This is a genomic window from Bifidobacterium jacchi (assembly GCF_009078285.1).
Taxonomy (GTDB): domain Bacteria; phylum Actinomycetota; class Actinomycetes; order Actinomycetales; family Bifidobacteriaceae; genus Bifidobacterium; species Bifidobacterium jacchi.
In genome coordinates this window covers 1-20,214 of the sequence record NZ_RQSP01000022.1, presented here as the reverse complement: position 1 = coordinate 20,214, position 20,214 = coordinate 1, and the positions used below count along the sequence as shown (strand labels likewise).

Here is a 20,214-nt window from a genome sequence, read left to right as displayed (position 1 = left end):
TCGCCGCTCATGCCGTCCTCGATTCGTAGATGGTCTCGATGCCGCCCGCGCATGCCGGGCATACCTGCAGCATGCGGCAATATTGAAGATGCGTCTCGCTCGGATGATGGGCCTCGATTCGTGTGGATCTGCTGGCCGCCGCCGCGTAGAACACGCGGGAGATCATGGTCAGCGCCCAGATCGTCTGCGTGCCGCGCAGACCGACCAGCGACGCCCATGCCTCGTCCGACACGCCTTCTGGCGGCGTCTGCGCAGGATCCGGGGCATCCGACAGGCCAGAAAGTGCCTTGTAGCGGTCACGCACGGTGAAGGCCTGATCATTGAGATGCCCGTCAACGGCCAGCGGCGGCTGAAACAGCCCCTCCGGCGAATAGCTGTGCGCCGGAGCGTTCTTCTGCGCCACATGGAACAACGCGCAGCCGCCGATGGGCGGTATCACGCCGTTGTGAGCGATGCTCCGCGCCACTGCCGAATCCGAATCGGCGAACAGCACGCCAAGCTGGTAGCACACCAACTGAAGATCGTTGAAGATCCGCTCCTTCTTGGGTGCGCCTCCAGTCTTGTAATCGATCAGATGCAGAATCGAGGAACCGTCGTCCATAAGCCGCCGTTCGATGCGATCCGCCCGCCCCGACAGGCGCACCCGCAGATCGTCGCGGAAGCCGTCCGGCCAGCCGCCGATCAGGCTCCCCATGATCGCGGCGAGCTCCTCGATGCCGACCGGTGCGATGCCGGGAATCGCATTGTAGAGGGCCTGGATGTCGTTCAGCCCGATCGTGGCCGTGAATTCGACCTCGCAGTCGGACTGCTGCAGTGTGCCGATGGAGAAGTATTTGGCGTTCCCGCCCGGATAATCGGCGGTGTTGGAGGTGACGAAATAGTCGGCGATGTTCCTGATCGTCTCTGCGGCCTTGGCATCCTTCTGCAACGCCTTGTATCGATCCGTGGGATCGGATATGAGACGCGGATCGGCGCGCAGATCGCGATAGACCGCCATCATCTCGTCACGAATCGCGTCGATGCGCCCATCGATCGGCAGTTCGGCATGATGATCCGGCAGATCCCACCCCTGTTCCGCCGCCTTCTGGGCGACCGCATGGATGATCGTGCCGAATGAGAGCGCAGCGCTTGAGATGCGCGGACCGGAGAATCTGTTCTCCAGCAGCCAGCACACCGGGCACTCCCATAATCCATCGACCGCGGACGGCGACAGCACGACGATGGGTGCGGCATCCGCCCGCACGGCCGAGTCGGTCGAATCGGCTGATCGAGAGGATGCAGACGACGCAACCGACGCCGCCGACGCGCCGGGCAGCGGCTCGTGCACGGCAGGCAATGCATCGCCTTGCGCATGGCGCTCCGCCTCGTGCGAAAACGCCCATTGCTCGGGGTCAGCCGCATCGATTCCGGCCGAAGCCAGTTCGTGCAGTGCTGCGACGGCATCCGCGGCACCGGCCGAATCATGGGCGTTCGACGCGAGCTCCACGCGCGCGGCGGCAACCAGCGCACGCGGCGTCATATCGAGTCCGGCGAAGCGGTCGTCATGCCCCACTTCGGTGTATCGGCGACGATGCGGATCGGCATGCTGCGCGCGATCATACCGCTCCGGCAGATAGCCGTAGAGGAAATCGGAGGGCGTCGTGTCGTCGTTGCACACCGCGCTGATGGACAGTCGCTCGTCGGCGCGCGTGATCGCCACCAGCAGACCGCGTTGTTCGGCGGCCAGCGTCGCCTCCAGATGGGGATCGCCCCCCTGGTCGCGCTCATCGGACAACACGCCGTCAAGCACCACGTCGGCAAGATCGTCGCCGCCGAACATGGCGTTGCGTTCTGCAAGATTCGGCCATACGCCCTGCTGGATCGCGGGAAGCCACACCAACGGCCAGTGACGACCCGCCGCACCGGCCGGCGTGGTGAGCGTCACCGCCTGGTCGAGTGGCGCGACCTTGGCCAGCGAATCCGCCTCGATGCGCATCGAACGCACCTGCGCGATGAACCCGTCGAGATCACGGGCGGCTGCGGCACCCGACGCATAGTCGAACAGCCGCATCGCCGCATCCAACCGATCATTGGCGGCACGGGCGGCGTCGTCATTGCCCAATGCCACGCGCTGCCAGCGATTCGCGACATCGCAGGTCTGCCAGGCGAGCCACAGCGCGTACTGCGGCTCGTCCGACGGCAGACCGGCGAACCCGCCGCGCACGCGATCGACCAGATTCCACAGGTGAGCGAACGCGTCCGCATTGCGATCGGAGCCGCACACCGCCTGAATCGAGGCGAGCACCTCATCGCAATCGCCGAACATGATCAGCAGATAGAGCGCATCCCGCCCGAACGACGGCTCGTCGACGGCCGCCGATGCCACCGTCGGTTGTGCCGACAACGGTGCCGCGTTCGGTGCGGCTTGCGGCGACGTGGCTTGCGGCAATGCGGCTTGCGGCGACGTTGCCGAATCCGCCGACTGCCCGGCGACCAGCGAATCGTCCACGATCACGTCCGCTTGGCCGCGCGCCTGACGCGCCCTGCCCAGCATCGCATCCCACTCATGGATGAGCCCCATCAGCCTAGTGCCGGCATCGGATCCAATCCCGGTCCCGACCCCGGCAGCGGCGTTGTCTGCCGCATCGCTCTGCGCCGCAGCCGGCGACGCGGCATCCGCGTTGTCTGCGCCGACGATTCCAGCGAGCGATCCGATCGAGTTCATGGCCGATTCGATGACGTCCAGACGTGCCGGACGCCCCTCGTGCGTGCGATCCGCGCCAACGGCGATCAGCGGACAGTCCATGAGCATCCTCACCCGCGAGCGCACCGTCGCCGCCAATGCGGTCAGGCTCGCACCCGAATCGATCGGGCCGCCGCCATCGCCATTGCCCCGCCGCGCCTGATCACGCAGACGGGCGAGCTCCAGCAGCGCGAAAAGCCCTTGAACGAACGGCTCGTCACGCAGCGGGCGTGTGACCGACGAATAGCGAACCGGCACGCCGTCGTGGCGCAGGCGCTCGCCGAACGCGCGAACGGTCGTGTTGTCATGGGCGATGAGCGCCATGTCGCTCCACGGGCGGCCATTGAGCAGATGCTCGCGTTTGATGCGCCATACGACGTCGTCGATCTCCTCGGCGGGGCTGCGGTACAGACCGGTTTCCACGCCGCGATCGGCCGCCCTGCGGTCGTCGGCGGCAAGCGTGCGGATCGGCGCGGCCCCCTCAAGCGCAGGCTCCTTGCCGGCACGCAGCGCGATGGGGCGATCCTCGTGCCGTGTCGAATGAATCGACAACGAGATGCGCGACGCCAGCAGATCGGCGTAGGTGCCGCCTCCGTCTCGCAGCGCTCGCAACGTGCGCTCGTGGCGCGGGCGGTCTGCGCGACTGCTGTGGTCTTCCGCAATGATGTCGGCGGGACTCACGATGCGCAGTTCCCTGGCGGACAGGCGGGTGCGGGCCTGCTCGAACAGGTACTCGGGGAACGAGCCGCGGAAGGTCTGCACGGCTTCGTCCGGGTTGCCGACGAGCGCAAGTCCGACGCCTCGGTCGTGCAGCGTCTCAAGGAAGGCGAGGCCGGCCAGCGTCAGATCCTGATATCCGTCCACCACAATGAACCGGGGAAGCAGCTCGTCGGGGCAATCGCGCGCGATCTGTGCGCCTTCGACAAGCAGCCGCGACGAGTCGAGGCGGAATTGGCCGGGGTATGCACGTTCGATCATGTCCGCATATTGGCGTCGCAGCGCGAACGCCAGCATCCATTGGATCCTCAGTCGTTCGACGCGCGCGGTCCACAGCGGCGCGTTGCGCGGACCGGACGGCGCGGCCGCACCCAGTGCCGTGAGGATGCGCGGCTCGCGGGAGGCGTCGATGCCAAGCTCGTTCATGCGCGAGATCATGTCGCGCAGCTGCATGACGAACGAGTCGTCGATGCCGCGGGGCAGATCGTCGTCGCGTTCGCGCGACATCACGTTCGCCCAATCGTCGGATGCGAAGTACGAGCGCAGCAGCGCGCACACGTCGCAGGGTTCGCCGGTCTGGACGTGGCGCACATGCGAGTCGGCGACCTGACGCAGCAGCGCATCCTGCTCGGCTCCGTTGAGCAGCTTCGGCAACGGCATGCCGCCGCGCGAGCGCATCGCGTTGATCAGACGAAACGCCACCGCGGACAGCGTGGTCACCGGTCTGGCCTGTGAGGTGGCCCCCAGCTCGCGAATCACCTCGTCGCCGATCCGGTCGGCCTCCTGACGTCCGGCGACGCACATCACGCCTGCACCGTCGCCCGCCGCGCGAAGCCCAGCGACCAGCAGGCGACGGCACAGCAGCGTCTTGCCCGACCGCGATGGACCTCCGATCAGCATGACATTGGCATCGCCGCCCGAAAGTAGCCCCGATGCCAGTTCATCCACGCCGATTCGGCGATTGTCCGCAGGCCGCCCGTCGGAGCCGAGCGGCTCGACGCACGGCCAAGCGGCGCCACCCCCCATCACGCCGGCCGCATTCGATGCGCCGGCCGCATCCACTGCTCCAGCAGCATCCGCGGATCGGGCCCTGCGGCCGTCATCCGTTCGTTCGTCACGGTTATGCATATGCCACCTCATTCCTTGATCGGTCCTGATGACTCGATGCTCATTGATTTCCATTGCCGCTTTCGCGGGTCTCACCATCATCAACCGGACAATATGGCCACACACGTCGTGGGGGCAATCCTATCGGCGGCAGACGACGCGCGGCACGCCATCCGAACACTGTCCTTGCTCCAACATAGGAATAGGAGGAACGATGTCCGACGCGAGGAAGGGAGGGCAGGGACATGGTCTCGCATCCCATGCCGCCGCAGCTGCCCGGGTATGATTTCGTGCGCGCGCTGGGCTCCGGCTCCACCGCGTCCGTCTATGAGTATCACCAACGCGTTCCCGCGCGGGACGTGGCGGTGAAGGTCTCCAGCTCGTCGCTGGACCCGCGTGCGGCGGCGCGTTTCCGCAACGAGGCGAACTTCATGGCCGCGCTGAGCACGCATCCCTACATCCTTTCGATCTACGACGCCGGCGTCACCAGCGAGGGACTTGGCTATATCGTGCTCGAATTCGCGCCGGGCGGCTCCTACAAGGAGATCATGCGCACCCATCCGCTCGACGCGCCGGGCATGCTCGATCTGGGCATCAAGCTCGCAGGCGCGCTGTATTGCGCCCACAGACGCGGCATCGTGCACAGGGACATCAAGCCGGCGAACATCCTCATCACCGCGCAGGGGCTGCCGGTGCTGGCGGACTTCGGCATCTCGACGAACGTGTATCAGGCGAATGTGCGCACCGGATTCTCCTACCCGTGGGCCGCACCGGAGGTGCTCACCGGCCGCAGCGGCGGCAACGAGGCCTCCGACATCTATTCGCTTGCGGCAACGTTGTTCGGCATTCTCACCGGGCGTTCGCCGTTCGAATACGGGTATGCCGTGCACACGCAGGACGAGCTGGCCCAGATCATCGTCAACCGGGAGCTTCCGCATCTTCGTCGGCCCGACGTGCCAGCGGACGTCGAGCGCGTGCTGCGCCGCGCGATGAGCAAGGACCCGGACGCACGCTACGGGTCGGCCCTTGAATTTGCGCGGGCCATGCAGCGGGCGCAGTATCGCTGCTATGGGCGAGTCACGCCGGTCACAGCCGAAGGCGTGCCCGAGTATCCCGATCGGCTCATCGAACGCCGCGGACCAGACGCTGCCAATCCTGCCGCCCCCTCGCTCGCCTCGGCGCGGCGCAACTGGGTCAGGCCCGCAGCGATAGCCGCCGGCATCGCGGCCGTCATCGCGGCGATCGCCATCATCTTCGTCACCGTCGTCGCGCCTCGGCTGGATGCATCCCCATCCGAGGACCAGTCGAGCCGCACCTCGCCGCTGACCGAGGACGATCCGGGCGCAGACAAAGGCGGCGACGGCAGCGATGCGGATGCCGATGCCAACGCCGATGCGGTCGCCGGACAGAACGTGCCATCGCCCACGAACGCGACTGGCTCGTATCAGGGCGACGCCGTCACCTTCACCTGGACCAACCCGGATCCCCGGCAGGGCGACACCTACGCCTGGCAGCTGGTGGAGGGGGCCGCGGTCGATTCCAGCACGGACACCGGCATCGTGGACAAGCCCACGGTGACGATCACTGACGTCACGGCGGCGCAGACCTGCATCCGCATCAGCATCGTGCGGTCTGATCGGCACATGTCCACCGAACCGACGATCGCATGCGCGGTACGCCCTCAGGGCTGATAATGGCATTGAGCTGCTAAGGAGAGGGATATGGGCATTCGACAGACGAACAGACGCTCCGGACCATCTCGATTCGCGCTTCGACGCCTTCTGCCCGCCAGCGGACGCACATGGGTGACGCCCGTGGTCACCCTGCTCATGCTGCTCGGCATCATCGCCGGTGCCGTGATCATCAGTTCGGTCACCAATCCCCACGTCCATCTCGACGACGGCACCGTATGGGTGACCTCGCTCAACAACCGCAAGGCGGCACGGCTCAACGTCCGGCTTGCCGAGCCCGATGGCGCCGTCTCCTCGTCGGCGGCGCGCTTCGACGTCGCCCAGCACGATGCCGACATGGTGCTCGCCGAGGGAACCAAGGCCACCGGCTTCTCCGCGTCCACGCTGTCCATCGCCGGCAGAACGCAGATCACCTCCGCAATGGACGCACAGGTGGGCGGCGACACGATCGCGTTCCTCGACTCGAAAAGCGGCAAGGTGTGGACGGGACTGGCCTCGAAGCTCGACGCCGTCTCGCCCACATCGTCAGAGCCTCGGATGACGCTGGGCGCGGGAGGCAGGATCGCTCTCACCCACGACGGCAAGGTCTACGGATACCGCCCCTCAGACGGTTCGGTGCTGGTGATCGACGACCCGCAGTCGTCCTCGCCGCGCACGCTCCTGACGCTCAGCGACGGACGTCCCGCCCCGGCAGACGACTTCACCGTCATCGCCGGCGTGCCGGTCATCGTCGCCAACGGCGTGATCACATGGAGCGGCGGCACCGCATCGACCGGCTCCGGCGAACGGCTGGTCCTGCAATCGCCCGACACCGACGGACGCCAAAGCGGATGGGTCGCCGCCGCCGGCGCCGGAACGCTGTATCTGGCGGATCTCAACGCCTCCGGTCAGGCGCGCCGACTCGCCTCGGGCGGCGACGGCGAGGCGGCGAAGCCCGTGTCCGCCAACGGCTGCGTGCACGCGGCATGGGCGCAGAGCGCCAGAAACTACATCAGGGCATGCGATCGCAACAGCAGCGAGAAGGCCTTCGAATCACTCCCCCAGGTCGGCACGACATCCGATCTGGTGTTCCGCACCAACCATCGTCTGGTCATTCTCAACGACCGCGCCAACGGCAACGTCTGGAATCCCGACGTCAACACCGATCTGATCAAAATCCAATGGAACAAGATCCAGACGGAGCAGACCTCGACGAAGAACAGCAACGACCAGTCCGCCAACAACCAGCGTCGGTTCAGCCGGACCTGCTCCGCCCAGTCCGGCCAGATCAAGGCGCAGGACGATCAGCTTCAGGCACGCGCCGGCGGGCATCAGATCCTCGACGTGCTGCGCAACGACCAGCAGACCGACTGCTCGGTCCTGACCATCACCAAGGTCGGCGCGCCGGACGGAGCAAGCATCGCCGTCTCGCCGATCTATGACGGCCGGTTCCTGCAGCTCGACGCATCCAAGGCCACGGCCGGCACGGTGACGTTCAGCTACGACATCAGCGACGGACGCGGCCAGACGTCCTCGGCCACGGTCACGCTGACCATCGTCTCCGCCACCGGCAACGGCGCCCCCAAGCAGACCGACACGCCTCCCGAATACGATGTCGAACAGGGTGCCACCTACACGACGAACGCGCTCGGCAGCTTCTCGGACCCGGACGGAGACCCGCTGACGCTCGTCGGCGCAACGGTGCGCAACAGCGATCAGGTGGTCGTCTCCACGCGCGCCGACGGACAGCTGACCTTCGACGCCGGTTCGGCCACAGGAGGGCGCGTGGCCGTGGAGCTCACCGTTTCGGACGGCAGAAAGACCGGCACCGGTCTGGCGTATTTCTCCATTCGCCCAGCGAACACGCTTGCCGCGACGATCGACGCGGTGGCGCGACGCACCATGCCGGGCACGCAGACGACGGTCGATCTCAAACCCTATGTGCACGGCACGTCGGCGCAGCCCGCGCAGCTGTCCGCGGCGGATACGCCGTCCGGCACGAACGTGACGGTGAACGCCGCCGATCTGACGCTGACGTTCAAGGCATCCGCTCCGGGCACCTACTATGTGCCGTATACGATCACACAGGGCACGATCGCGGCCACCGGACTGGCCCGCATGGAGGTGGCTCCCGCCGACGGCCAGAACGCGAAGCCGGTCGCCGCCAACGACGTGGCGCTGCTCGACTCCGACAACACGGCGATCGTGGAGCCGCTCGCCAACGACGTCGATCCCATGGGCGGCGTGCTGTCCGTCACATCGGTCACGGCCGACCCGTCGCTCGGCGTCAAAACCGGTCTGGTCAGCCATCGCAGGGTGTATATGACCGCGCGTCAGGTGCCCACCAGCCCGGTGGAGATCACCTACACGGTTGCCAACGCCGCCGGTTCGTCGCAGGGCGTGATCGTGCTGCAGCCTCCGGCGCTGACCGGCTCCGACAGCGCACCCAAGGCGTCGAACATCAACGCGCAGGTGCGCGCAGGCGGCATCGTCTCGGTCAACGTCCTCGATCACGTCTCCCACGCGGACGGCGTCGGCGTCACGCTGCAGAACGATCTGAAGACCGACAAGGCCACCTTCAGCGGACTGGCCTTCGTGTCCGGCGACACCGTGCGCTATCAGGCGTCCGACAAGACCGGCGTGTTCCCGATCACGTACACGGTCAAGGACGACCGCGGCAATGCGGCATCCGGCACGATCACCATCACCGTGCACGAGAAGAACGCCTCCGGCAAGGCCGCACCCACCCCCGCCGACGTCGAGGCGCAGGTGGCGGCAGGGCAGAAGGTCCGCATCCCCATCACGCTCACCGGCATCGACGTCGATGGCGACGACGACCAGCTGCTCGGATTGGGCAACAAGGCACCGAAGCTGGGACGCATCAGCGAAGTCGGCGCGAACTACATGGTCTATGAGGCGTACGCCGATTCCTCCGGCACCGACACGTTCTCCTACGCCGTCGAGGATTGGACCGGACAACGCGCCCAGGCGCAGATCCGAGTCGGCGTATTCCAAGGGGCATCCGATTCGGGCGTCTACGCACGGGACGACGAGATCACGCTGCGCCCGAACACGGCGGCCACGGTGCCGGTGCTGCTCAACGACATCTCCGGCGACAACACCGATCTGCATATCGAACCCAAACTCGATATGCAGGGGATCCAGGGAGCCAAGGTGAGCGACGACATGATCGCGTTCACCACGCCGAACGCGGCGACGACCGGGTACATCGTGTACACCGCGGCCGACAAGGCAGGGCTGAGCGACACGGCGACGCTGACCGTGCACGTCGATCCGAACGCGCCGATCGAGCCGCCCACCGCATACGACTATCGCGTGCCGGCGGCGGCGACCATCGACAAGAAGACCGTCGAGGTGGACGTCTCCCCATGGATCGCCAATCCGTCCGGCCCCATCGACGAGCTCAGCGTCGATGTGGACGCCTCGGCCAAGGCCCATGCGCGACTCAAGGGCGGGCAGCGTTCGACCGTGATCTCGGTGGATCTGACCGAGGAGGCCCGCGCCGTGCCCTATACGGTGACGAACACGAAGTACCACATCACCTCCACGGCGTTCATCCAGGTGCCCGCATACGGCGTGTTCCCGCCGACGCTGCGCCCGAAGGCGCCGGCGCTGCGCGTCAACGCGAGGGAAAGCATCACCATCAACATCGCCGACTATGTGCGCGTCGGCGTCGGCAAGGAGCCGTATGTGGCGTCCCCCGACTCGGTGAGCGCCACCAAGGCGGCGGACGGCGACCTGTATGTCGATGATCAGACGCTCAAATTCACCGCTCCCAAGGATTATGCGGGACCCGCGTCCATCACGTTCACCGCAGTGGACGCCAAGGACACCGACAAGGCGAAGATCGTCAATTCCGCGGTGCTGACCCTGCCGATCACGGTGATCGGCCGTGACGTGCCCCCGCCCACGTTCTCCTCCTCGACGATCGACGTCGTGGCCGGTGAAGAGGCGAAGACCATCGATCTGACCGCGCTCACCCATGCGCCCGAAGGACTTTACGAGGACGAGAAGGCATACACCTATGCGGCGTCCCCCGTGTCCGGACCGATCGAGGCGAAGGTCAGCGCGGCCGGACTGCTCACCGTCAGCGCGCCGAAGGACGCGAACCCCGGAACCACGGTGAGCGTGCCGATCGCCATCTCGTATGCCAAGGGCACGGTGAACGCCGGCGTGACCGTTCAGGTCGTCCAATCCACCAGACCGCTGGCGCGTGTCAGTGCGAAGGAGGCCAAGCTCAAGGCTGGTTCGACGACAAGCGTGGATCTGCTGGAGGGGGCCTACAATCCGTTCCCGGAAACGCCGCTGAGCGTGATCGGCTGCACGTCCGACGACGCCGCCAAACTCTCCGTGGAATGCCCGGCAAACGGCAACGTGACCATCAGGGCCGCGTCCGACATCGGCGCGTCGACGAACACGGTGCTCGCCACCATCCAGGACGGAACGAAGACGCAGGCGCGTCAGGTGACGGCTTCGATCACGGTCTCCGTGATCGATCGGCCCGCGGCACCGCTGCTGTCGCCTATCTCCGGCAAGCCCGCGGACGGCGCGGTCGATCTGAGCTGGACGCCCGGTGCCGCCAACGGCAGCCCGATCACCGACTACGAGGTCTCCTGGGACGAGGGGAAGAAATCCTGCGGAGCGGTCACCACCTGTCATATCGATTCCCTGACCAACGGCAAAACGTATTCGTTCACCGTCAGGGCGCGCAACGAGGTCGGCTGGTCCGAGCCCTCCGCCCCCGTGACCGGCAAGCCGGACAAGGTGCCGTCGGCGCCCGGCAACGTGCGGGTGGAGGGCGGACACAACGTCGCCACCGTCAGCTGGGATCGGCCGAACTACGAGGGCACGGCTCCGGACGGCTACACGGTGACGCTCACCGGCAGCAAGGGGTGGACCGCGACGCAGACCACCGACGGGGCGACCCGCTCGCAGTTCACGGTGCCCAATGAGGCGATCGTGGACGGCGAGACGTTCTCGGCCACCGTCAAGGCGCATAACGTCACCGGCGACGGCCAGCCGAGCAAGCCGAGCGACGGGGCGGTCGTCTACGGAGACCCGGACAAGCCGACGCTGACGCTCACGCAGGACGGCGACAGGATGCGCATCAGCGTTGCGCTCGGACAGCTGCGCAACGCGGGATGCGCGTCGATCGACATTTCCGGATACGCCACAGGAGTCCTCCCCTGCGATGATCCGACAGATACCAAGGACATTCCACAGCAGGATCTGTTCAGCAAGAAGCGGATCACCGCGACGCTTAAACCTCTGCAGGCGAGTGCCCGCTCCTCCTCGGATACGAAGGAGATCGAGCTGAAGGGCGACATCAGCAAGCCGAAGGATGTGGCCATCAAGGCCGGCGACAGCTCATCCGATCAATGCGTGGTGACGTGGGCGCCCGGCGATTCAGGGCACTGGGACTCCTTCACCGTCAGCGTGAACGGCGGCGGCACGACGACCACCAATGCGACGAGCGCATCGTTCACCCTCAAGCCGTGGACCACCTGCACCGAGCCGAAGGTGACCGCGAAGCTCAACGGGCGCGACGGCCAAGGCGTCACCGGAACCGGCAGCCACACGTACAAGCGCGCGGCTCAGATCAGCGACACGGGCTCGCTGAGCTGGGATGAGAAGGAGCATGATCTCATCCATGTCACGCCGCCCGTCTACGAAAGCTGGGGGCAGCCGAACGAACTGCGCTACGTCATCACCGTAGACGGCAAGTCCTATGAATTCGGCGCATCGAAGGAACATACGATCGATGCCAAGGGCATTCCCGATGCCGACACGTACCAGTGGACGGTTCTGGTGAAGGGCACGGACAGTGCGCTGGACACCGTCAGCGACAAGCATGACGTCGAGCGCAAGCGCGCGCCGGTCACCACGCCGGTCGAACCGGACAAGCCGACGGAACCGACCGAACCGACCGAGCCGACGGAACCGACATCATCAACGCAACCGACGTCGCTGCCCGACATGATCCGCGCCGCGCGTCAGGAACGTGTCCGGTATCCCGGTTTCGCGGCTCTCGCGCTCAACGCACTGCGCGAAGGAGGACTATGACGCGACAGGCATCATCCATGCATCCATAGTCCATCACTCCGCCATCGTCATCACCCACATTGCCATCATCGAGAACATCGCCATTCTCAACCACAGGAAGGGAACCCATGAGCACACCGAGCATCCCGCCGCTGGACGATCCCACCAACATCACCGATCCGACGCATATGTCGGATGCCACGCACATCACCGATCCGACGAATGTCTCCGGCGCTTCGCCACTGGATGATGCCACGCAGCTCTCCGACGCCACGCATATCACGTCCAACAGCCGTGCGGTCTCCACCGGCACCAGCGCGACGCTGGTCGGTGCCGCAGCCACCTTCGACGACACGATCACCCGCGCGCCGATCATGCAATCGCCGGCGGCAGCTGCCGTTGCTGCAACCGCGGTCGCATCGCCCGCCATGCCGACTCGGCCGGCGCCTGCGAGGTCGTCCACATCCGCGGCGTCAGCGGTCAGCGCAACGCCAGTCTCGACTCCGTCGCTGCCGACGGCTCCGGTGTCGCTCGACGACAAGACGCGCGTGATCACGGCAACAGGACGCGCGGCTGCGGTCTCCGCCGCGATTGCCCAACAGTTCGGCGGCTCGCGGGAAGGAACGGCAGCATCACCCGCCGCAGGAGCGAATCAGCCATATCCGGCCGCATCGCCGGTCATGCCCACTGCGGCAGCGACCCCGACGGCACCGGCCATACCGGCCTCGGCAGCCACCGTTCAGCCGAACGCGACCGCCGCGGCAGCGCCGATCACCGGAGCCGCCACGTCGTTCAGCCCCGCGGCAACGAATCCCGCAGCCACAGCCACCGCAGCCACAGCCACCACAGCCACCGCGCGCGCCGCATCGTCGCCCGTACTTGCCGCCACGCCAAGCGCGCAGGTGAGCGAATTCCAGCATGCGTTCAACGCGCTGCTCACCAACGTCTCCCGCGTGGTGGTCGGCAAGGAGCGCGCGATCCGCCTGTGTCTGACGGCGCTCATGGTCGGCGGCCACATCCTGCTGGAAGACAACCCTGGCACCGGCAAGACGCAGCTTGCCCGAGGCATCGCGCACTCCATCCAGGCACCGTTCAAACGCATCCAGTTCACGCCGGATCTGCTGCCGTCCGACGTGGTCGGCGTCACGTTCTACAACCAGAAGACCGGCGAATTCACATTCCGAGAAGGACCCATCTTCGCCTCCATCGTGTTGGCGGACGAGATCAACCGCGCCTCGCCGAAGACCCAGTCGGCACTGCTGGAGGTCATGGAGGAGCGCAAGGTCACCGTTGACGGCGTCACGCACGAGGTGCCGCAGCCGTTCATCGTGATCGCGACGCAGAATCCGATCGAGCAGCTCGGCACCTACAAACTGCCGGAAGCGCAGATGGACCGATTCCTCATCAAGACCTCGATCGGGTATCCGGGTCATGATGTGAGCGTGGGCATTCTCCGCCAGGTGGACGTGACCGATCGCGCCGATACGGTCTCCCCCGTGCTCACCGGCGATGATGTGATGCGACTGCGCGGCGTCGCCGAAGGCATCCACATCGACGACGCGCTCCTCGAATACATCGTGCGCATCGTCGAAGCGACCCGACGCAGCGAGAAGATCGCCGTCGGCTCATCGATGCGAGGCGCGTTGGCGCTCACCCGCTGCGCGCGCATCTGGGCTGCGGCGGACGGACGCGGATACGTGGTTCCCGACGACGTCAAGGAGCTGGCGGTTCCGGTGCTCGCCCACCGCATCGCACTCACCCCCGAGGCGACGTTCGCCGGCGACGACGCGCAAAGCGTGATCACCCGACTGCTGGAGGATGTCCCCGTGCCGACGGTCGGCGCGGCATTCGGCGCGTAGGATCGCACGGAACCGCACAAATCGCACAGACCGCACAGAACCCATGTCAGACCGTGGAACGCGAGGAGCGTAGAGAAGCAACACAAGGAGCATCCATGGCACATCCACAGGCCGCGCGACAACGCATCCGGCGGGATTCCGCCGACAGGCGCTCCGACAGGCGCTCCGGCAGGCGTGTCGAGAAGCGCAGTGCGAAGCGCGCTGATCAGCGCTCCGATAAGCGCGCTGACCGCCGTTCCGTTGCGCAACGGCGCATTCGCCGCATCATGCGCGCGCTGCGTCACGTGCTAACCGGCTACGTCTCGACGCTCGGCTGGGTGACGATCGGCATCGGCGCGCTCTCCTTCGCCGCGTTCGCCCGGTTCGGCTGGCATGAGCTGCTGGCGATCGGTGCCATCATGACGACGATGATGCTCGCCGCGCTGCTGATGTCGTTGGGCAACACCGGATTCCGCGCGTCGATCGATGTGTCGAACAAGCGGGTGGCGGTCGGCGACGAGGTTTGCGTCAACGTCGACATCGACAATCCGGGGCGCACCGCCACCACGACCGCTCGCGGCGATCTGCCCATCGGCACGATGCACGAGCGGTTCTCCATCCCCATGCTCGCCCCCTCGCAGTCGAAACGGACGGTCGTGCAGTTCACGGCGATGTCCCGCGCGGTGCTTGGCATTGGCCCTCTTCGCGTGCGCAAGGGCGATCCGTTCGGGCTGGCCCGCCATGAAAAGGATCTGGCCGAACGCGTCACCATATTCATCCATCCACGCATCGTGCATCTGCCGAATCTCGACGCCGGCGTGGCGCGTGACCTCGAGGGGCAGCCAAGCGGGCAGATCGTCGACGATGATCTTGATTTCTATGGTCTTCGCGAATACCGTCCCGGCGATGATGTGCGCAACGTGCACTGGCTGAGCTCGTCGAAGACCGGCACACTGATGATCCGGCAGTACGAGGCGACCCGACGCACCGACACGTCGCTGACGATCAGCGTCAATCCCGAGGACTACATCAGTCAGGACGAGTTCGAGCTGGCGATCTCGGTCTACGCGTCGATCGGCGTGCAGTGTCTGGCGCTCAACAGGCCGCTGGCCTCGCATGCCGCGAACGCGCATGCCACGCCGAAGCTGGCGATGGCGTTCCTCGACTCGTGCAGCGCGATCGTCCCCGATCGCGGCGACGATCCGAATCTCGTCCGGTCCACACTCGCCCACACGCCGGATGCATCCTTCTACTACTTCGTGGTCGGCTCGATCAAAAGCATCGACCAGGTCAAGCGCATGCTGCTGGCACTGCCCGCATCCGCTCGCCGACTGGTCATCCAGACCGTTCCCGGAGCCAACAAATCCATCCGCCGATTCGAAGGCTTCACGCTGGCCACCGTCGCCTCGCTCGACGATCTGCCATTGGTCATGGAGGCACTGTCATGAACGTTTCCTCCGGCAACGCGGCTCCCCGCCATTTCAATCCACGGCCGGCTTCCCCCGGTTCCCCGGCTGCTCCGGTCGCCCCGACCGCATGGTCGACAGCGGCCGCTCAGCCAGGCATGCAACCCGGCGCGCAACCCGGCGCGCAACCCGGCGCACTGCCGAACCCGCAGCACGGTCCTCGTCTCGACGCAACCGCCTCGGCCACCGCGTCGACCACCGGTTCGTGGGCGGATTCGACCCGTTCGGTGATCTGGATGACGCGTGGCGGCCGCCCTAGGCACCCGGTGGCGTACGACGAACGCCATTGGGGCGCATCCTGCGTCAGCGCTCTGGTCGCGGCGGCACTGACGTTGATCGCCACGTCGAACCTCATCGACATCTACGGCTCGTTCCTCCTATGGGTGCCGGCCGCGCTGACGGCATCGCTGATCGGCGCGCTGATCGGTCTGGCCGGCGTTTCCTCGGCGCTGCGGCTATGGTGGCAGCTGGTGTTTCTGGCGGCGGCGCAGTGGGTGATCGGCCCGATCCTCGCGCTCAACGAGACAACCATCGGACATGTCGTGCCGACGCTCGACACGCTGAGCCGTGGATGGTCGGCGACGTTCGGATCGTTCAAATACCTGATCTCCATTCAGCCGCCCATCGGCGCCGATGGCGGCTCGCTGATGGCCGTATGGACGATAGGCCTGTGGATCGCCTTCCTCACCGCCGCGCTCGCCGTGGCCGAACCGCGCTGGGCAGTACTGCTGTGCCCGCTGCCGCAGGCCGTCGCGCTGGTGGCATGCGCACTGCTGGGCACATCATCCGGATTCCATCGCATCGCCTCGGGTGTCGCCGCCGCGATCATCGCCGTCATATGGATGTCGTGGCGCATGGGACTGCTCGAATTGGGCCGTTGGATCAGCGCGACGATCATCGTGACGCTCGCCGCCGCGATCGGCATCGGCGGCTGCATCCTGATCGGTCAGCAGCGCATGACGCTGCGCGACATGTACGATCCGCCGCTGAGTCCCTACGACTATACGAGCCCGCTAAGCGGCATGCGCGCCTATATCAAGGACCACAAGGACGATACGCTGGTGCGCGTCACCGATCTGCCCCAGGGCACGCCGCTGCGTCTCGCCGTCATGGATTCATTCGACGGCAGCGTGTGGAATCTGTCCGACTCGCGCGAGGCATCGGGATCATCCGACTACCGCCGCGTCGGCACGCGCATCCAGCGCGCCGGCGACGCGGACGATGCCAGCGACAACAACAGCAACAACAGCAACGGCAGCAACGGCAGCCGCAAGACGGCAGGCACCGCGATCAACAGTACGTTCACCATCGAAAAGGGCTTTTCCGAATACTGGCTTCCGCTGGCCGGCGAGGCCACGTCGGTGCGATTCGGCGACCAGTCCCTCACCGATCGCTTCTACTACAACACCGACACCGATTCCGCGATCGTCAAAGACAAAGTCGGCGGGGGCGTCACCTATACCGAGGAGGGCGTCATACCGGCGACGCCGACGGACCGGCAGATCGCCGACGCCGACGCCGCGCAGGTGCTTCAGCCTCAGGCCAAGGACGTGCCCGATTCCGTCGGCAAGTTCGCCACCGCCGCGGCCGGCGGGCAAGGCCATGCCGGTTCGACTGCCCTGACGCTCGCCACCAAGCTCAGGGATTCCGGATGGTTCTCGCATGGTCTGACCGGCGATTTCCAGTCGCTTCCCGGGCACGGCAGCTATCGCGTGAATCTGCTGCTGGCCGGCACGCAGATGGTGGGCGACAGCGAACAGTACGCCTCGGCCATGGCGCTGATGGCCCGTGAACTGGGACTCCCCTCGCGCGTGGTGCTCGGATTCCTCCCGAAGGACGACGAGGGCGGCATCAGCGACAAACGTACCGTCAAGCAACCGGACGGCTCCACGCTCACCGAGTTCAAGGGCAACGACATCGAAGCATGGGTCGAGATCAAACTGGAGGGGTACGGCTGGGTCGCGTTCTATCCGACGCCCAAGGAATCGAAGATTCCCGACGACAATCAGGATCTGACGCCCCCGAACCCGCAGACGCTGGTCCGACAGCCTCCAGTCCCGCTCACCGATCCGCTGCGCGACGAGACGCAGGCCCGCGGGCAGTCGGCGCTCGCCGGAACCGATGCCGAAGGCGGCAACGCCGACGATCTGGCGTGGGCGCGGATTCGACGCATCGTCATCACCGTGCTGATCTGGTCCTCACCCCTGTGGATTCCGCTGCTCATCGCGCTGCTGATTCTGCTGATCAAAGCCATCGCACTGGCTCGCTCTCGCCGTCGCGGCAATGCCGGGCAGCGCGTTGCCGCAGGATGGCATGCGATCCACGCGCTCGCACGGCAAAGCGGCATCGCGGCATCGGGAACACGACGCGAACAGGCCGTCGCCATCGCCCGGCAGCTCAACATCGACGCGATGCCATTGATCACGCTTGGCCGCGAAGCCGACTATGCGGCGTTCTCAGCAGAGCCGATCGACGATGCCCAGGCGCACGACTACTGGCGTGACGTGATGCGCACGCGTCGCACCATGCTCGCCAGCCAGCCCCGTCTTCGGCGCATCCGCACGAGGCTCTCTCTGCGAAACGCGTTCAACGGACCTATACTGTCACATATCAGGAAACGAAAGGGCCGGTGATATGACCGAACGGCATATTCAAGCCGCCATAGCCAGCAATATCGGGCTTCGGCGCAAAAACAACCAGGACAGCGGCATGGCGGAGAACGGCGTGTATCTCGTCTGCGACGGCATGGGCGGAGGTGTCGGCGGGCAGCGTGCGAGCGCCTCGGCAGTGGCCAGACTGCGCGATCTCGCCGCGATGCCGTTCCGCTCACGCGCCGACATCGAGAACGTGCTCGCACAGGCGCAGCATGATGTGCTGGCCATCGGCGACGAGCTGCACGGCGTGTCCGGGACCACGGTCACCGGCATGATCAGCCCGCATGCCCTGACCGAAGGTGCCGAGCGGGAGCCCGGCATGTGGTACGTCATCAATATCGGGGATTCACGCACCTATCATCTTGATCGCGACGAAAACGGGGCGTGGGACGCTTCGACGATCTCGCACGTCACCAAGGATCACTCCAAGAGGCAGGAGGCCATCGACTCGGGCACCATGCTGCCCGAGGTGGCCGAGGCGACGATTCCGCGCAATATCATCACCCAGTGCATCGGCGATCCCGAGGGCATTCGCCCTGACTTCTACGCCGTCGAGCCGGATGGCCGGTTCATCATCTGCTCCGATGGGCTGCACGGCGAGGTGGACGACGATACGATCGCCTCGATCGCGGCCGCGAACCGTGAACCGCAGGATGCCGTCGACGCGTTGATCGCGGCCGCCTTGGATGCCGGAGGCACCGACAACGTGACCGTCATCGTCGCCGATATCACCAATGAAGACGATTCGACCCTTCTTCCATGGCATGCAAGTAAACTAGCCGAGGGAGAGGATCTTGAATCCGTTTCGGACGAGACCCTTGATGCCCTGCGCATCCAGACCACGTTCGACCATGCCCAGGAACAATAAAGAAAGAGGTAACCATGGTTGATTACGAACTCGCCGTTGCAACGGTGCAGGATCCGAACGCCGATCCCGTGCTGCTCGCGAAAATCGCCTACGAGAATCCCGATTTCGGTGCCAATGTCGCCGCCAATCCGCGTGCGTATGCCGGACTCAAGCGCTGGATCGCCGAATTCGGCGACGAACGCGCCCGCCAGTATCTGGCTTCTCTGGGCATCGTCGCCCAAGCTGGTCCGGTCGTCGATCAGCAGGCTCCGGCCACTGCTGCAGCCGCAACTCCGGCTGCTGTGACCGAGCCTGCCGCAACGCCGGCTGCGGCACCGGCGACTACGGAGCCGGCCGCACAGCCTGTGGCGGCAACCTATGACTATGCGCAGCCGGCCGCTCAAGCCGCTGTGGAGCCGACCGCTCAGCCGGCATATGCCGCCGCCGATTACGCGGCGCAGCCTGTGTCCGATGCAGCCTACGCCGCCGCACAACCGCAGAACGTACAGCAGACCTATCAGCCTGCCAACTACGCCGACGCTTCGCAGAGCGCGTATGCCGCGGCGTATGCGGCCGAGCCGCAGCCCGCGGCCGCACAGTCGGCGGCCGTCCAGCCCGCCGCCGCGCAGCCCGCCGCATCCGGATTCGAGGTTCCGGTGGCGACCAACCAGTACGGCTACACTGCGGAGCAGGCTCTTGATCCGAACACCGACGCCACCACGCTGGCCTACATCGCCCAGTACGCGCCGGAGCTGCGTCCGTGCCTCGCGCGCAACCCCAGCACCTACCCCGAGCTGCTCGAATGGCTCGGTCAGCTCAACGATCCGGCCGTCAACGCCGCGCTTGCCACGCGCTAAGCGCTAAACGCCTAAACGCCTATACGGTCAGAGGACGGGGCCGGCGTGATGCTTGATGGAGTGCTCACTGCGAGTTATATCAAGCATCACGCCGGCCCCTTGCATGTGAGCCGCATTGCGTATGTTTTATTGCGCGAGTTTTCCCCTCTCCCGTTCGCGAGCGATGCTGCTCGCGAACAATATCTGCGAACGGCATCTGCAAACGGCACCTGCAAACGATATCCGCGAACGACACAGGCCGATCCACACAGCATGGGTTCCATTTGTCGCCTT

9 protein-coding genes are annotated in these 20,214 nt (G+C 65.9%); 8 read left to right on the top strand and 1 reads right to left on the bottom strand.

The features are described 5' to 3' along the window. Window positions 1–7: 7 nt before the first annotated feature. The gene (locus EHS19_RS06830; protein WP_151917048.1) at window positions 8–4,339 is read right to left on the bottom strand and encodes a PD-(D/E)XK nuclease family protein; all 4,332 of its coding nucleotides are present in this window, start codon (window positions 4,337–4,339) and stop codon (window positions 8–10) included. 452 nt (window positions 4,340–4,791) lie between these two features. Between EHS19_RS06830 and EHS19_RS06825 the strand changes: the two genes are divergently transcribed. The 8 genes from EHS19_RS06825 to EHS19_RS11050 all read left to right on the top strand — a co-directional run. After that, window positions 4,792–6,237, top strand: a complete 1,446-nt coding sequence (locus EHS19_RS06825; protein ID WP_151917029.1) for a serine/threonine-protein kinase — start codon at window positions 4,792–4,794, stop codon at window positions 6,235–6,237. Between the two features lie 30 nt (window positions 6,238–6,267). Next, window positions 6,268–12,300 (top strand): Ig-like domain-containing protein, encoded by a 6,033-nt coding sequence (locus EHS19_RS06820; protein WP_151917028.1) that lies wholly within the window; start codon window positions 6,268–6,270, stop codon window positions 12,298–12,300. 353 nt (window positions 12,301–12,653) lie between these two features. Further along, on the top strand, window positions 12,654–14,138 hold the full coding sequence (locus EHS19_RS06815; RefSeq protein ID WP_421745387.1) for an AAA family ATPase: 1,485 nt from the start codon (window positions 12,654–12,656) through the stop codon (window positions 14,136–14,138). A 266-nt stretch (window positions 14,139–14,404) separates the two neighbouring features. After that, window positions 14,405–15,565: a DUF58 domain-containing protein gene (locus tag EHS19_RS06810; RefSeq protein WP_151917046.1), complete on the top strand. Its 1,161-nt coding sequence runs from the start codon at window positions 14,405–14,407 to the stop codon at window positions 15,563–15,565. A gap of 116 nt (window positions 15,566–15,681) precedes the next feature. After that, window positions 15,682–18,216 carry a transglutaminase domain-containing protein gene (locus EHS19_RS06805; RefSeq protein WP_151917045.1) on the top strand — a complete coding sequence of 845 codons (2,535 nt, stop codon included), beginning with the start codon at window positions 15,682–15,684 and terminating at the stop codon, window positions 18,214–18,216. A gap of 1 nt (window position 18,217) precedes the next feature. Then, complete coding sequence (locus EHS19_RS06800) at window positions 18,218–19,105, top strand: PP2C family protein-serine/threonine phosphatase (protein WP_151917027.1); 888 nt, start codon at window positions 18,218–18,220, stop codon at window positions 19,103–19,105. A gap of 14 nt (window positions 19,106–19,119) precedes the next feature. Continuing rightward, window positions 19,120–19,941: a variant leucine-rich repeat-containing protein gene (locus tag EHS19_RS06795; RefSeq protein ID WP_151917026.1), complete on the top strand. Its 822-nt coding sequence runs from the start codon at window positions 19,120–19,122 to the stop codon at window positions 19,939–19,941. 45 nt (window positions 19,942–19,986) lie between these two features. Beyond that, a partial coding sequence (locus EHS19_RS11050; RefSeq protein WP_206666334.1) for a hypothetical protein occupies window positions 19,987–20,214 on the top strand: 228 nt, incomplete at its 3' end.